This window comes from Agrococcus sp. Marseille-P2731 (genome assembly GCF_900117395.1).
Classification (GTDB): Bacteria; Actinomycetota; Actinomycetes; order Actinomycetales; family Microbacteriaceae; genus Agrococcus.
Window position 1 is genome coordinate 78,375 of record NZ_FPEG01000001.1, and the last position, 15,183, is coordinate 93,557.

Annotated in this window: 11 protein-coding genes; 3 read left to right on the forward strand and 8 right to left on the reverse strand. The window is 71.8% G+C overall.

Features of this window, described 5'->3' with window-relative positions; all coding sequences use genetic code 11:
- The first annotated feature begins 4 nt into the window (after positions 1–4).
- The gene (locus BQ6202_RS00380; RefSeq protein ID WP_200792170.1) at positions 5–994 is read left to right on the forward strand and encodes a thiamine pyrophosphate-dependent dehydrogenase E1 component subunit alpha; all 990 of its coding nucleotides are present in this window, start codon (positions 5–7) and stop codon (positions 992–994) included.
- A complete protein-coding gene (locus BQ6202_RS00385) occupies positions 991–1,995 on the forward strand; it encodes an alpha-ketoacid dehydrogenase subunit beta (RefSeq protein ID WP_072312705.1) in 1,005 nt (334 codons plus the stop codon). The genes BQ6202_RS00380 and BQ6202_RS00385 overlap by 4 nt, the downstream gene beginning before the upstream one ends.
- Before the next feature lie 28 nt (positions 1,996–2,023).
- On the opposite strand, the gene BQ6202_RS00390 is transcribed toward BQ6202_RS00385, so the two are convergent.
- From BQ6202_RS00390 to BQ6202_RS00420, 7 genes are all read right to left on the reverse strand, one after another.
- Positions 2,024–2,755, reverse strand: a complete 732-nt coding sequence (locus BQ6202_RS00390) for a FadR/GntR family transcriptional regulator (RefSeq protein WP_072312706.1) — start codon at positions 2,753–2,755, stop codon at positions 2,024–2,026.
- Between the two features lie 68 nt (positions 2,756–2,823).
- A complete protein-coding gene (locus tag BQ6202_RS00395) occupies positions 2,824–4,632 on the reverse strand; it encodes an ABC transporter ATP-binding protein (protein WP_072312707.1) in 1,809 nt (602 codons plus the stop codon).
- Complete coding sequence (locus BQ6202_RS00400) at positions 4,629–6,524, reverse strand: ABC transporter ATP-binding protein (RefSeq protein WP_072313147.1); 1,896 nt, start codon at positions 6,522–6,524, stop codon at positions 4,629–4,631. The genes BQ6202_RS00395 and BQ6202_RS00400 overlap by 4 nt, the downstream gene beginning before the upstream one ends.
- Positions 6,525–6,908: 384 nt before the next feature.
- Positions 6,909–7,460, reverse strand: coding sequence for a P-loop NTPase family protein (locus BQ6202_RS00405; protein ID WP_200792172.1), 552 nt, complete (start codon positions 7,458–7,460; stop codon positions 6,909–6,911).
- A gap of 168 nt (positions 7,461–7,628) precedes the next feature.
- Positions 7,629–9,425, reverse strand: a complete 1,797-nt coding sequence (locus BQ6202_RS00410; protein ID WP_072312708.1) for a bifunctional phosphoribosylaminoimidazolecarboxamide formyltransferase/inosine monophosphate cyclohydrolase — start codon at positions 9,423–9,425, stop codon at positions 7,629–7,631.
- Positions 9,422–10,048 (reverse strand): phosphoribosylglycinamide formyltransferase, encoded by a 627-nt coding sequence (purN, locus tag BQ6202_RS00415; protein ID WP_072312709.1) that lies wholly within the window; start codon positions 10,046–10,048, stop codon positions 9,422–9,424. The genes BQ6202_RS00410 and purN overlap by 4 nt, the downstream gene beginning before the upstream one ends.
- Positions 10,049–10,058: 10 nt before the next feature.
- The gene (locus BQ6202_RS00420) at positions 10,059–11,648 is read right to left on the reverse strand and encodes a cell division protein PerM (protein WP_072312710.1); all 1,590 of its coding nucleotides are present in this window, start codon (positions 11,646–11,648) and stop codon (positions 10,059–10,061) included.
- A gap of 194 nt (positions 11,649–11,842) precedes the next feature.
- On the opposite strand from BQ6202_RS00420, the gene BQ6202_RS00425 reads away from it, so the two are divergent.
- The gene (locus BQ6202_RS00425; RefSeq protein ID WP_072312711.1) at positions 11,843–14,062 is read left to right on the forward strand and encodes an NADP-dependent isocitrate dehydrogenase; all 2,220 of its coding nucleotides are present in this window, start codon (positions 11,843–11,845) and stop codon (positions 14,060–14,062) included.
- A 134-nt stretch (positions 14,063–14,196) separates the two neighbouring features.
- Here the strand turns inward: BQ6202_RS00425 and BQ6202_RS00430 are convergent, their stop codons facing one another.
- Positions 14,197–15,066: an endonuclease domain-containing protein gene (locus BQ6202_RS00430; RefSeq protein ID WP_072312712.1), complete on the reverse strand. Its 870-nt coding sequence runs from the start codon at positions 15,064–15,066 to the stop codon at positions 14,197–14,199.
- Between the last annotated feature and the right edge of the window lie 117 nt (positions 15,067–15,183).

Genomic DNA, 15,183 nt, shown 5'->3' on the forward strand with positions numbered 1-15,183 from the left:
CCCCATGACGACATTCGACCTCACCGAGCACGGGCTGCCGGCCCTGGAGCTCATGGCGCGCATCCGCGAGTTCGAGCGGCGCATGCCGCTGCTGTCCGAGGAGGGGCTGATCCGCGGATCCACCCACCCCTCGGTCGGCATGGAGGCGGTCGCCGTCGGCGTCTCGATGACGCTCGACGCGAAGGACGCGATCGCCAGCAACCACCGCGGCCACGCGCACACCCTCGCCAAGGGCGCCGACTTCGGCCGCACGATGGCGGAGATCCTCGGACGTGCCGACGGCTACTGCGGCGGCAAGGGCGGCTCGATGCACATCGGCGTCAAGGAGCTGGGGGTGCTCGGCACCAACGGCATCGTCGGCGCCGGCATCGGGCTGGCGACGGGCTCGGCGCTGGCGGCGAAGACGCTCGGCGACGGCTCCGTCGCGGTCGCGTACTTCGGCGACGGTGCCGCGAACCAGGGTGTGCTGGCCGAAGCCTTCAACCTCGCCGCGATCTGGAACCTCCCGGTCATCTTCGTGTGCGAGAACAACCACTACGCGCAGTCCGCCTCCTTCGAGCAGATGACGGCGCAGACCGATCTCACGCAGCGCGGCATCGCCTACGGCGTGCCGAGCGTGGACGTGAACGGCATGGACGTCGCCGAGGTCTACGAGGCGTCCGCGGCAGCCGTGGCCCGCGCACGGGCGGGTGAAGGACCGACGTTCATCGTCGCCGACACCTACCGCTACCTCGGGCACATGGCGGGCGACACCGAGATCTACCGCTCCGCTGAGGAGGTGCAGCAGTGGCGCGACCGCGACCCGATCGCGAAGATCGCCGCTCGCCTGATCGACGCGGGCGTGCTGACGCAGGAGCAGTTCGAGCAGCTCGAGCTCGACATCGTGGCGGACGTCGATGCCGCCGAGCAGTTCGCTCGCAGCTCACCCTTCCCCGAGGTCGCGACCGCGTTCGTCGACGTCTACGCAGCCCAGACCCAGGAGGCCATCCGATGACTGCCACTGCCACCGGCACCGCCACGAAGAGCATGACCACGTGGCGCGCGGTGAACACTGCGCTGCACGACATCCTGGCGGACACCCCCGAGGCGTTCGTCATCGGCGAGGACATCACGACTTGGGGCACGGGCGGCGGCATCTACGGCGTCACGCGCAAGCTGGTCGACGCCTTCGGCCGCGACCGCGTGCTCGACACCCCGATCAGCGAAGAGGTGCTCATCTCGGCCGTGGCTGCTGCCGCGGCACGGGGTGCGCGCCCGATCCTGGAGATCATGTACTCGGACTTCAGCCTGCTGGGGTTCGACGGCATCATCAACCAGGCGGCGAAGTCGCGCTACATGTTCGGCGGTCAGTTCGACGTGCCGCTGGTGATCCGGTCGAACGGCGGCTCGGGCATCGGCAAGGCCGCCCAGCACTCCCAGTCGCTCGAGACCCTGTTCGCGCACATCCCCGGCCTCGAGGTGGTGCTGCCGGGAACGCCGGGCGATGCGTACGGCCTGCTCCGCACCGCGGTCCGCTCCGACAACCCGACGATCTTCCTGGAGCACAAGAACCAGTACTACGACAAGGGACCGGTGGACTTCGAGCCGATCCCCTTCGGGCAGGCTCGCGTCGCCCGCGAGGGCGACGACGTGACCATCGTGGCGACGCAGCTCATGACCGCCCGTGCGCTGGAGGCGGCTGTCGAGCTCGAGAAGGACGGCATCAGCGTCGAGATCGTCGACCCCCGCACGCTCTACCCGTTCGACATGGAGTCGGTGCATCGCTCGGTCAAGAAGACGCGCCACCTCCTCGTCGCTCACGAGGCGGTGCGGGACTACGGCTGGGGTGGCGAGTTCGTCGCGCAGGCGGTCGAAGCCGCGTGGGACGACCTGGACGCCGCGCCAGCGCGACTGGGTGCGGCGCGCACGCCGATCCCGTACTCCGCAGATCTGGAGAGCGCCGTCGTGCCGCAGGCGACCGACATCGCAGCGGCGGTGCGCAAGCTGCGCTCCTAGCGCTCGGGATGCTGGAGGGGGCGGGGGCTCAGCGCTCCCCGCCCCCTTCTGCTGCGCGGAGCTCCTTGAGCCAGTCGAAGTGCAGATCCATCGCGCGCACCGCCGCTTCGACGTCGCGCGCGAGGATCGCATCGTAGATCGCCTGGTGCCGCTCTCGCAGCACCACCCGATCGTTGCTGAGCGAGACCTGCTGCAGCGTGCCGCGCAGGACGGCGTGGAGCATCCTCGAGAAGAACACCAGGCCCTGGGATCCCGACGCGGCGAAGATCGCGCGGTGGAAGGCGTTGTCAGCCTCGAAGAGCTCGAACCCGTCGTCGGACTCGTGCATCCTGCGGACCGCGACCCCCAGCTGCTCGAGCGCCTCCGCATCCGTCGTCGCGCACGCGTCGATCGCCGCCTGTCGTTCGAGCGCGGTGCGGACCGAGACCAGCGACTCGATCGTCATCTGCTCCGAGAGCATCGCGAGCACCAGGACATCGCTGACGGCCTCCGGCTTGATGCCGCTGAAGAAGGTGCCCTCGCGCTCGCGTCGCTCGAGCACGCCGAGCGAGACCAGCTGACCGATGCGATCCCGCAGCGCCGTGCGCGAGACGCCGAGCTGCTGCGCGAGCTCGCGCTCCGACGGCAGACGGGTCCCCGGTTCGATGTCGCCGAACAGCTCGAGCAGCTCGCTGAACGCGTTGTCGTTGAGCAGCTGCGTCACGAAGTGGTGCTCGGACACCGCACCGCCCGGCGCGATCTTGGATCGGATCCCGGCCACAGGCCCCCCTCGTCGACGTCCTTCAGCCTAACCCGCGACCCAGCCACCGGCCGCGCGGCCGGCGGCGGCTACACGAGCGAGTCGCGCCAGGCCCGATGCAGCGAGGCGAACTTCCCGCCCTGTGCGATCAGCTCGTCAGGGCTGCCGTCCTCGATGATGCGCCCGTGCTCCATCACCAGCACCCGGTGGGCGATCGCCACGGTCGAGAGGCGGTGCGCGATGATGATCGCCGTGCGGTCGGCGAGCAGCGTCGTCAGTCCCTCCTGCACCAGGCGCTCCGACGGGATGTCGAGCGAGGCGGTCGCCTCATCGAGGATCAGCACGCGCGGGTCGGCCAGGAAGGCGCGCGCGAACGACAGCAGCTGCCGCTGGCCGGCGCTCACGCGCCCGCCGCGCTTGGCGACGTCGGTGTCGTAGCCATCGGGCAGCGCCGTGATGAACTCGTGCGCACCGACCGCGCGGGCCGCCTGCTCGATCTCCTCGGCGGTCGCGCCCGGCCTGCCGAGCGCGATGTTGTCGGCGACGGTGCCGGAGAACAGGTAGGCCTCCTGCGTCACCATCACCACCGCGCGGCGCAGGTCGTCGTTGGCCAGCTCGCGCAGGTCGACGCCGTCGAGCCGCACGACGCCGGCGCTCGGGTCGTAGAAGCGCGAGATGAGCTTCGCGAGCGTCGACTTGCCGGCGCCCGTGGTGCCGACGAGCGCGATCGTCTGGCCGGAGGGGATGTGCAGCTCGAAGTCGGGCAGCACGACCTTGCCGGATTCGTAGGCGAAGCGCACGTCCTCGAAGTCGATCTGCCCGCGCGAGGTCGGCAGCGCCTTGGGGCTCGCCGGCTCACGCACCGTGGGCTCCTCCTCGAGCACGCCCGAGATCTTCTCGAGCGCTGCGGAGGCCGCCTGGTAGCCGTTGAAGAACATGCCGATGCCCTGGATGGGCTGGAAGAAGCTGCGAGCGTAGAGCGCGATGCCCAGCAGCGCACCGATCTCGAGCGAGCCGTCGACGACGCGGAGCCCGCCGACCAGCACGAGCGTCGCGAGCGTGACCGCGCCGATCGCCATGATGCCGGGCTCGTAGATGCCGAAGATGTTGATCGTGCGGAAGTTCGCGTCGCGGTAGTCGTCGACGCGCTGGTCGAACTCGCGCTGGTTCGCCGGCTCCTTGCGGAACGCCTTCACGGCGCGGATGCCCGTCATCGTCTCGACGAAGTGCACGATCATGCGCGCGCTCGTCGTCCGCGTCTCTCGGAACAGCTTCGTCGAGCGCACCTGGAACCAGCGGGTCAGGATGACCGCGGGGATCAGCGCGAGCGCCACGATCAAGCCCGACAGCGGGTCGAGGATCGTCATCGCGACCGCGGTGAAGCCCATGAAGAGGATGCCTCGCACGAGCTCGTTGAGGCCCTGGTCGAGCAGGTCGCGGATGGATTCGAGGTCGCTCGTCTGGCGTGCGATGATGCGGCCGGAGGTGTAGCTCTCGTGGAACTCGAGGCTGAGCCGCTGCGAGTGGTCGAAGAGCCGACGGCGCAGGTCGAACAGCACCGTCTGGCTGATGCGGGCGACGCTCACCGTGTAGAGGAACATCAGGACGCCCGACAGGATCGCGGCGGCGATGTAGACGATCGTCGCGCCCCACAGTGGCATCCAGTCGGCCTGCTCCATGATCGCGGGCAGAGCCTGGTCGATGCCGAAGGCGATGATCATCGGGCCCGCGATGCTCGCGGCGACCGAGACGACGACGAGCAGCATCGTGAGCACGACGCGACCGACGTGCGGCCGCAGGAGGGAGCCGAGCAGGCGCCGCGAGCGGGCGCGGATCTGCCGCGACTCCTCCTTCGTGTAGTCGGAGCGGTCTTCGCCCTGCACACCGGTGACGGTCATCGGGACACCTCCTCGTCGTCGTGCTGCTCGTGGCTGCCGAGCGCATCCACGTCGACCACCTGCATCGTGCCCGTGACCGCCTCGATGCTCTGGCGGCCGCGCTCGGTCTCCTCGAGGCTCGAGATGACGAAGCGGTAGTGCTCGTTGCGCGCCAGCAGCTCGGAGTGGGTGCCGACGTCGTCGATGCGGCCGTCCCGCATGAGCGCGACGCGGTCGGCGAGCTGCACCGTGCTCGGCCGGTGCGCCACGATGAGCGCGGTGGTCGTCCCGAGCACGCTGCGCAGCGCCTCCTCGACGAGCGCCTCCGTCTCGACGTCGAGCGCCGAGAGCGGGTCGTCGAGCACGAGCACCGCGGGCGCAGCGGCGACGGCGCGAGCGAGCGCGAGGCGCTGTCGCTGGCCGCCCGAGAGCGAGAGGCCCTCCTCGCCGATCTCGGTGTCGAGGCCCTTCGGGAGGTCGCGCGCGAAGCCCGCCTGCGCGATGGCGAGCGCGCGCTCCAGCGCCTCCTCCGACGCTTCCGGCGCGCCGAGCAGCACGTTGTCTCGCACGGAGGCGGAGAACAGCGTCGCGTCCTCGAAGGCCATCGCCACGTGGGTGCGGAGCTCCTTGAGCGTGAGGTCGCGCACGTCGACGCCGTCGAGCAGCACGCGGCCGCCCGTCACGTCGTAGAGCCTCGCCGGCAGCGCGGTCAGCGTCGTCTTGCCGGAGCCGGTGATGCCGATGAGCGCCATCGTCTCGCCGGGCTCGAGCGCGAGCGTGGCGCCGTCGACGAGGTCGCGCTCGTGGGGCTGCGCGTCCTGGTAGCGGAACCGCACGTCCTCGAAGACGAGCGAGCCGTGCGGGCGCGCGATGGTGGTGGGCTCCTCGGGGTCGACGATGGTGTTCTCGGAGTCGGTGATCTCGTGGAAGCGGCGGGACGCGTTCGAGGCGTCGATCAGGAACGCGAAGAGGAAGCCGATCGACTCGATCGGCCAGTTCAGAACCATCGCGATGGCGAAGAACGCGGCGAGCGTGCCGACCGAGAGCTGCCCGTCCGCGGCCAGGCCGACGCCCACGAAGAGGCACACGGCATAGGAGATGTAGGGCACGATCGTGAGCCACATCCACAGGTGGCCGTCCATGCGGGCCTTGTCGATCTCGGTCTCGCGCAGCCTCGATGCCTGCTTCGTGAAGCCCTCGAGCGCGTGGCGCCCGCGGCCGAAGGCCTTCAGCACGCGGATGCCGTGGATCGACTGCTCGACGGTCGTCGCGAGGTCGCCGGCCTGGTCCTGGGCCGAGCGCGACACCAGGTGGTAGCGCTGCTCGAAGCGCAGTGCGACGAACGCGATGGGCGCAGAGAGCACGACGAAGATGCCGGCGAGCAGCGGGCTCCAGAAGAAGAGGATGACGATGCCCACGACGAGCGTGATCGAGTTGACCACGAGCAGCGGTGCGCCGAAGGCGGCGAAGCGCCGCAGCATGCCGAGATCCTGCACGGCGCGGCTGAGCAGCTGGCCCGACTGCCAGCGGTCGTGGAACGCGACCGGGAGCGCCTGCAGCTTGCGGTAGAGCGCGCTGCGCATCGTCGCCTCGACCTGGGTCGACGGCAGCGTGACGAGGAAGCGGCGCAGGAAGACGAAGAAGGCCTCGCCGAGCGCGAGCACGAGGATCAGCGCCGCGACGGGCCACACGGCGGCGGCGTCTGCGTCGGCGAGCGGACCGTCGACGAGCGCGCGCATCACCATCGGCGTCGCGAGGCTCAGCAGCGCGGACAGCAGCGCGGCCAGGGTGCCGAAGAGGAAGCGCGGCAGCACGGGCCGGATGTACGGCAGCAGCCTGCTGAGCGCGCGCAGGTGGCCGATCGGCCGCTGGTCGGGGGCGGTGGGCGAGTCCTGGTGGGACGTCGAAGACATGACGGGATCCTTCTGGCCGCCGACGACGAGCCGGCGGTGGGAGCGGGACGACTGCGGTGTCGCGAGGTGCTGGTGGTGCTGCGGCACGGATGCCGCTGGTCGATGCTCGGTGCTGCCACCGACATGCGAGGCGCGAGCGAGGCTCGCGGGCTGCGTCGCTAGCTGGCGGCCGGACGCCCGGAGCGCGCGAGGAGGCCGGCAGCAGCGATCGGTGTGGTCGTCGTCGTGCTCATGGCATCCTCCTCGGTCGGCCGCTCCCCTGCGGTGCGGACAGCCTTCGAGTCTAAGCAGAGGCCCGTCGCGGCGTCTAGCCCTGATCGAAGATTCTCAATCACTTTTGCTTTGTCCCCCAAGCGCCCTCGCTCGGGGACCCGCCCGCCGACCTCAGGATCCGAGCTGCGCCAGCAGGGCCTCGGCGTCGCGAGGCATCGGGAGGACGAGCACGGGCGGTGCCGACGCATCCGCGTGCCAGCGCCGGATTCGCTCGCGCTTCGAGCGCCACGAGCGGATGTGCCACCACAGGATCGAGTCGCGGGCGAGCGTGCGGCCGAGCGTCTCGACGTTGCCGTTGCAGACCGCCTCACGGGTGCGGATGCGCTGGGCGCTGCGACGCAGGAGCCGCGCGAACGAGGTGAGGCGCGGGTAGTCGAGCGCGACGATCACGTCGACGCGCTCGAGCGCGAGGTGGTTGTGGATGCCGTAGACCGAGTCGAGCACGTAGGCGTCGCGCTCCAGCACCGGCAGGATGCGCCGGTCGAGCTCATCGCGCGGCGGCTGCACCCAACCCGGCTCCCAGCACAGCTCGTCGATGAGCACGAGGGGCAGGTCGAGGCGCTCGGCGAGCGCTGCGGCGAGCGTCGACTTGCCCGAGCCGGTGACGCCGAAGCACAGCACGCGGCTGGCCGCTCGCACGTCGTCGATGCTCCCGGCGCTCACGCGAGCGAGCGTAGCGGCTCGCCCGCGGCTTCCGCAGCGGCTCTGCACAACGCAAGTCCGCGCGCCTCGAGACGCGGCGGAACGCGAGCTGGACACCGGAGCGCCGCAGCCCTCGCGCGCCGGGCTTGCGTTGTGCTCGGCGCGGGCGCCGCAGCGGCGCGGCGCGCGTCAGTGCGCGAAGTGGCGCTCTCCGGTGAAGTACATCGTGACGCCCGCGGCGTTCGCGGCCGCGATGACCTCCTCGTCGCGCACCGACCCGCCCGGCTGCACGACCGCCTGCACACCCGCGTCGAGCAGCACCTGCAGGCCGTCGGCGAAGGGGAAGAACGCATCCGACGCCGCCACGGAGCCGGCCGCCCGGTCGCCTGCGCGCGCCACGGCGAGGCCGCACGAGTCGACGCGGTTGACCTGGCCCATGCCCACGCCGACCGATGCCCCGCCGGAGGCGAGCAGGATCGCGTTCGACTTGACCGACCGCACCGCCCGCCACGCGAACTCGAGGTCGGTGAGCACCGCATCCGACACGTGCGAGCCCGAGACGCGGCGCCACGTGTGCGACGAGAAGCCGTCGAAGGTGTCGGGCTGCTGCACGAGCACGCCGCCGGAGACCTGGCGCAGCTCGCTGGCCTCGCGCGCGTAGCCCTCCGGCAGGCGCAGCAGGCGGATGCTCTTCTTGGCCGTCAGCAGCTCGAGCGCCTCGGGCTCGAAGTCGGGCGCGACGACGACCTCGGTGAAGATCTCCTTCACCGACTCCGCCATGGCGCGAGTGACGACGCGGTTCGCGGCGATGACCCCGCCGAAGGCCGACACCGGGTCGCAGGCGTGCGCGCGCTGGTGCGCCGAGGCGATCGCATCGTCGGCACCCGGTGCCGCGATCGCGATGCCGCAGGGGTTCGCGTGCTTGATGATCGCGACCCCGGGCTCCGTGAAGTCGAAGGCGGCGCGCAGGGCCGCGTCGGCGTCGACGTAGTTGTTGAACGACATGGGCTTGCCGTGCAGGAGCTCGGCCTGCGTGATCCCCCTGCCGCCCGGCAGACCGAAGATCCCCGCCTGCTGGTGGCTGTTCTCGCCGTAGCGCAGGCCCTGCACGAGGGTCGCGGCGCCGACGGCGCGCAGCAGGCCCGTGGCGCTCGAGGTGTCGGGCACGGCGGATGCGGCGGCGGGCTCGGGAGCGGCGGGTGCGGTGGTCTCGTGACGCGTGCCGCCTGCGGCGGCGCGCTCCTCGACCGTCGAGGCGGAGGCGGCGGCGCGCTCCTCGACCGGCGAGGCGGGGGCGGCGGCGCGCTCCTCGACCGGCGAGGTCGGCGTGGCGGCGGCGGCCGCAGCCGACACCTCGTCGACGGGCTCGCCCGCGAACCAGCGCGCGACGGCGCGGTCGTAGCCGGCGGTGTGCGCGAAGGCGTCGCGCGCGAGCGCACGCCGCTGCATGAGCGAGAGTCCCGTCGCCGCAGCCCGCTCGATCAGGGGGTAGACGCGCGGATCGGTGACGATCGCCACGTTCGCGTGGTTCTTGGCCGCAGCGCGCACCATGGCCGGGCCGCCGATGTCGATCTGCTCGACCACGTCGGCATCGGCGGCGCCGGAGCGCACCGTCTCGACGAAGGGGTAGAGGTTGACGACGACGAGCTCGAACGGCGCGATGCCGAGGTCAGCGAGCTGCGCCTCGTGGTGCTCGAGCCGCAGGTCGGCAAGCAGGCCGGCGTGGATCGCCGGGTGCAGGGTCTTCACGCGGCCGTCCAGCGCCTCCTGGAACCCCGTCACCGAGGCGACCTCGGTGACCGCCAGCCCCGCATCTGCCAGCATCTTCGCCGTCGAACCGGTCGAGACCAGCTCGACGCCGGCCGCGGCGAGCGCCGTGCCGAGCTCGACGATGCCGGACTTGTCGCTCACCGACAGCAGCGCGCGCCGGAACGGCACCTGCTCGCGCTCGCGGTAGAGGCTCGGGTCGTGCTGGGGTCCGCTCACTGTGCTGTCCTTGGGGTGTCGGGGCGGTCGAGGCGGTGCTCGAGGCCGTGGTCGGCGAGGTCGATGGTGCCGTCGGCGATGTCGGTGATGACGCTCGCGAGCAGCTCGCGCTCGACCAGCTTGATGCGGTCGTGCAACGCGTCCGGGCTGTCGTCGGGCTCGATCGGCACGCGCTGCTGCGCGAGGATCGGCCCGGTGTCGACGCCGCTGTCGACGATGATGACGGATGCGCCCGTCTCGGTCACGCCCGCGGCGAGCGCGTCGCGCACGCCGTGGGCGCCGGGGAACTCCGGCAGGAAGGCGGGGTGGGTGTTGAGCAGCGCCGGCTCGAAGCGGGCGACGGCCTCGGGCGACAGCAGGCGCATGAAGCCCGACAGCACGACGAGGTCGGGCTCGAAGGCCGCGACGCGGTCGGCGACGCGGCGCGACCACGCCTCACGGGGCGCCGAGAAGGGCTCGACGAAGGTGGGGATGCCGGCTGCCGCAGCCGTCTCGATGCCGCCGCACGCGCGGTCGGCGCCGACGGCGATGATCTCGGCGGGCACGCGCCCGGCCTTCGTGCGCTGCAGCAGATCGGCGAAGTTGGTGCCGCTGCCGGAGACGAGGACGACGAGACGCAGCACGCCGTCCAGCCTACCGAGGGTCGCGGGGCGAGTCGGTGCCGGATGCCTCGGGCGACGCCGCGCCGACCGCGGTCGGCCCGCCGTGGTCGCCCGTCGCGCCGCCCGGCGCAGCGGCGCCGTCGGGTGCAGCGGCCTCGCCGGGTGCAGCGGCTTCGTCGGAGCCAGCGGCAGCGGTTGGTGCAGCGGACTCGGCGGGCGGGCTCGCATCGTCGCGGTCGTCGCCGTCGTCGTCGCCCACGACCTCGCCGACCGCCCCGGCCTCGGCGTCGTCCTCGTCCGACTCGTCGGGCTCGCGATCCGCCGCCGCTCCCCCTCCGCCGCCGAAGCCGAAGAAGTCGCGGATCCTCGACCCCTCGCCCTCCGCCGCGAGCGGCAGCGCGAAGCCGCCCGCGAGCGCGCCGACCCCCTTGCCGCCGGCCAGCATGCCGATGAGCAGGCCGACCCCGACCTCGAGCGCGCCCCACGCCGCGACGAGCACCGCATCCGGCCCCGTCACCGCCAGGCGTCCGGGTCCGATCGCGCCGGCCGAGAGCATGGCGGCGATGCCCAGCAGCGCGCCGGCGAGCACGCCACCGCCGACCGCGGTGATCGCGAGCTCCCACCAGTGCACCGGCCGGGCAGCGCTGCCCGCGAGCAGGCTCTGGCGCACGAAGACGCCGACGAGCACGGCGGCCAGCACCGGCAGCACGACGACGGCGGCCATCCAGGGCTGCGCCTCCGGGTCGATCGCGGCCAGCAGCGGCAGCGCGGGCACCGGGCCGAGGTCCGTGCCGAGCGGCGAGACGCTCGAGCCCTGGCCGATCATGAAGCCGGGCCCGACGGCCCAGGACGCGCCCCAGACGATCGCGGTCGGCGCGAGGGCGAGCTGCACCAGGAAGATCGCGATGACGCCGACGGCGGTGACCCCGAGCGACTCCAGCAGCAGCAGGCCGTCCGTGAACCGCAGGAGCAGGCCGAGGCCGACGAGCCCCGCGCCGACGCCCAGCACGCCGACGAGCCCCGCGAACCCGGCGCGGAACGCCGCGCGGATCGAGCGCAGCCACCGCTCCTCGACCGTGAGCGCGGCGGCGATTGCGAGCAGCCAGCGGTGCTTGTGGGCGGCGAGCACCGCGGCGCCCATGCCGAGCAGCGCGACGAGCGCTGGCAGCACGGCCGCCTGCGCGAGGTCGGGGCTCGCGACCCCGTGCTGCGCGCTCGAGCCGACCAGCAGGCCGATGGTGCCGGTCGCGACCGCGCCGAGCAGGATCGCGATGGACGTGTCGAGCAAGGGCAGCGTGGCGAGCCTCCCGCCGCTGCGCCAGTGCAGCCAGAAGGTGATGAGGCCGATGCCCCACGCGCCTGCCGAGAGCACCCACGAGCGCCCGGCCTCCTCGAGGCCCACGGCGAGCACGGTCTCGCGGCCGGGCGTGATGCCGATGTCGACGCCGTGCCCGAGCAGCCAGGCGTCCGCCGCGATGCGCCACTGCACCAGGGGGTCGCCGCCGAAGCCCTGATCGATGCCCCAGACGGCGACGCAGACGAGCGCGCACAGCACGATGCCCGCCGCCGCGATGGCTGCGGACTCGACTGCCTGGCCGATGCCGGCCCATACGCGACGCACGGCAGGCACTGTATCGACGCATCCGCCCCCGAGGCCGTCGCCTCGCCGGGCAGCACGAGGTGCCCGGCGCCGCTCGAGCGGCGCTGGGATCGCGCACCGCCGACGGGCGAGACGGTAGGTTGGACGGGCACGGCGCGGCCCGCGCACCGATCGTGGCCGCCCTCCATCACTTCACTGCGAGAGGTTCGAGCCGCATGGCCAAGATCATCTACACGTACACCGATGAGGCGCCGATGCTCGCGACGCACTCGTTCCTGCCGATCGTGAGCGCGTTCGCCGCCGCGGCCGACGTCGAGGTCGAGCGCCGCGACATCTCGCTCGCCGGGCGCATCGTCGCCGCGTTCGCCGACCGCCTGCCCGCCGACCAGCAGGAGCCGGATGCGCTGACCGAGCTGGGCGAGCTGGCGAAGACGCCAGAGGCCAACATCATCAAGCTGCCGAACATCTCGGCATCCGTCCCGCAGCTGAAGGCCGCCGTCGCCGAGCTGCAGCAGCAGGGCTTCGACCTGCCCGACTACCCGGACGAGGTCACGACCGACGAGGAGCGCGACATCCGCGCCCGCTACGACTCGGTCAAGGGCTCCGCCGTCAACCCGGTGCTGCGCGAGGGCAACTCCGACCGCCGAGCGCCGCGCTCCGTGAAGGAGTTCGCCCGCAAGCACCCGCACTCGATGGGCGCGTGGGCCGATGACTCGAAGACCGCTGTCGCGACGATGAGCGCAGGCGACTTCCGCTCGAACGAGCAGTCGGTCACCATCGCCGCCGATGATGCGCTGCAGATCCGCTTCGTCGGCACCGACGGCGAGACGACCGTGCTGAAGGACGGCCTGGCCGTGCTCGAGGGCGAGATCGTCGACGCGACGTTCATGTCGGCGAAGGCGCTCGACGCGTTCCTCGCCGAGCAGGTGCAGCGAGCCCGCGACGAGCAGGTGCTCTTCTCCGCCCACCTCAAGGCGACCATGATGAAGGTCTCCGACCCGATCATCTTCGGCCACGTCGTGCGTGCGTTCCTGCCCGAGGTCTTCGAGCAGTACGGCGCCCAGCTCGAGGAGGCCGGGCTCTCTCCCGAGAACGGCCTCGGCTCGATCCTCTCGGGCCTGTCGGAGCTCGACGAGCCGACCGCCGCCGGCGTCCGCGCCGCGGTCGAGCAGGGCCTCGCCGACGGCCCGCGCCTCGCCATGGTGAACTCCGACAAGGGCATCACGAACCTCCACGTGCCCTCCGACGTGATCGTGGATGCGTCGATGCCGGCCATGATCCGCCAGTCCGGTCACATGTGGGGCCCGGATGGCGAGGAGGCCGACACGCTCGCCGTGATCCCCGACTCGTCCTACGCCGGCATCTACCAGGTCGTCATCGAGGACTGCCAGGCCAACGGCGCCTTCGACCCGACCACGATGGGTTCCGTGCCGAACGTCGGCCTCATGGCGCAGAAGGCCGAGGAGTACGGCTCGCACGACAAGACCTTCCGCATCGAGCGGGCCGGCCGGGTAGAGATCGTCGACGGTGCCGGCGCGGTGCTCACCTCGCACGAGGTCGAGGCGGGCGACATCTGGCGCGCCTGCCAGACGAAGGACGTGCCGGTGCGCGACTGGGTGAAGCTCGCGGTCACGCGCGCCCGCGCCTCCTCGACGCCCGCGATCTTCTGGCTCGACAAGACCCGCGCGCACGACGCCGAGCTCATCAAGAAGGTCGAGCAGGAGCTGCCGAGCCACGACACCGAGGGCCTCGACATCCAGATCCTCAGCCCCGAGGAGGCGACGAAGGTGTCGATCGACCGCATCCGCCAGGGCCTCGACACCATCTCGGTGACCGGCAACGTGCTGCGCGACTACAACACCGACCTGTTCCCCATCCTGGAGCTCGGCACGAGCGCGAAGATGCTGTCGGTCGTGCCGCTGCTGAACGGCGGAGGCCTGTTCGAGACGGGTGCCGGCGGCTCGGCCCCGAAGCACGTGCAGCAGCTGGTGGAGGAGAACCACCTGCGCTGGGACTCGCTCGGCGAGTTCATGGCGCTGGCCGAGTCGTTCCGCCACCTGTCGGTGACGACGGGCAACGACCGCGCCGGCGTGCTGGCCGAGACGCTCGACGCCGCGACCGGCTCGTTCCTCAACGAGAACAAGTCGCCATCGCGCCGCACGGGCGAGCTCGACAACCGCGGGAGCCACTTCTGGCTCGCGCGCTTCTGGGCCGAGGAGCTCGCGGCGCAGACCGATGACGCCGACCTGGCCGAGACGTTCGGACCGGTGGCCGAGCAGCTGGTCGCGCAGACCGAGACGATCGAGCGCGAGCTGCTCGCGGTGCAGGGCAGCCCGGTCGACCTGGCCGGCTACTACCGCGTCGACGCCGACCTCGCGGACGCCGCGATGCGCCCGAGCGCCTCGCTGAACGCGATCCTCGCGCCGCTGCGCTGACCCTTCGCCGCCGCTGGGTTGACCCCCAGAGGCGGGCGCAGCACGAAGGGCCCGGCTCCGGCCGGGCCCTTCGTGCTGCCGGAAGATCTCCGGACCTCAGCGCATCCGCTGGGACTATCCCGCTGGCACACGGCTCAGGCAGAGATCTTCCGGCGCCGCGGCACTCGGTGCCCGCCGCGACGCACGATCGCGAGGATGTCCTGCTCGATCTCTGCCCACTCGTCGTGGATCTGGCGGTAGCTCAGCCGCAGCACGACGAAGCCGCGGGCGGTGAGCCGGCGGTCGCGGCGCCTGTCGCTCTCGTAGGCCTCCGCGGCCGTGTGGTGCTCCTTGCTGTCGCACTCGATGATCAGGCGCTCGCCGACGAGCAGGTCGACGCGCACTCCCTCCGTGACCCGCACCTGGATGCGCGTGGCGACCTGCAGCGAGCGCAGCCGCAAGCGCACCATCGACTCGCTGCCGGATTCCGAGCGGCCGTCGGCGAGGTCGAGCAGCGTTCGCACCGCGAGCGGCGCATCTCGCGCCCACCGCTCGAGCGCGGCCCGGCTGGCGAGGCGCCGCTGCAAGATCGAGTCGATGATCACGACGATCTCCTCACGACTACCGCATCGCAGCGCGCAGCGGAAGGCGACCTCGAGGTCGTCGGCCGCCGCGGTGATCGGCGCCTCGAGCCCGAAGGAGCGACAGCTGGGCAGCCGAGCGCCGCGCGTGCCATCGGGCCGAACCTTGCGTCGCCGCCGGTGCTCGGGCAGGCGCACGTGCGCGCCCTTGCCCTCCGGCACCCAGACGCCATGCAGGCGAAGCGCGCTGAAGCAGGAGAGGCAGCCGCCGGCCGCGACAGCCGCGCGCGCCGATGCGTCCGATGCAGAGGTCGCGAACCAGCCTGGTCGCACGCGAATGAGCTCACCGAGCTTCAGCGACACCTCGATCTGCCACCTGGTCGCACCTGCGGCCATGAGCTGTGCGGCAGACACGATCCCCAGCTGCTGCGTCAACGTCTCCATCGGCGCACCGTGCCACGTGCCAGGGCGGCCTGGCGCCGCAGCTCGAGCGGCTGTGGAGAGCCGTCCATCCTCACGCGGCGGAGGCCCGCGCACTGCCTATCCGGGAGTTCCCAGAAA

What these genes read in the sequence shown, in the direction of transcription:
- BQ6202_RS00380 (WP_200792170.1), top strand. Translation starts at nt 5, where the DNA reads ATGACGACATTCGACCTCACCGAGCACGGGCTGCCGGCCCTGGAGCTC.
- BQ6202_RS00395 (WP_072312707.1), bottom strand. Translation starts at nt 4,632, where the DNA reads ATGACCGTCACCGGTGTGCAGGGCGAAGACCGCTCCGACTACACGAAG.
- BQ6202_RS00385 (WP_072312705.1), top strand. Translation starts at nt 991, where the DNA reads ATGACTGCCACTGCCACCGGCACCGCCACGAAGAGCATGACCACGTGG.
- BQ6202_RS00400 (WP_072313147.1), bottom strand. Translation starts at nt 6,524, where the DNA reads ATGTCTTCGACGTCCCACCAGGACTCGCCCACCGCCCCCGACCAGCGG.
- BQ6202_RS00430 (WP_072312712.1), bottom strand. Translation starts at nt 15,066, where the DNA reads ATGGAGACGTTGACGCAGCAGCTGGGGATCGTGTCTGCCGCACAGCTC.
- BQ6202_RS00425 (WP_072312711.1), top strand. Translation starts at nt 11,843, where the DNA reads ATGGCCAAGATCATCTACACGTACACCGATGAGGCGCCGATGCTCGCG.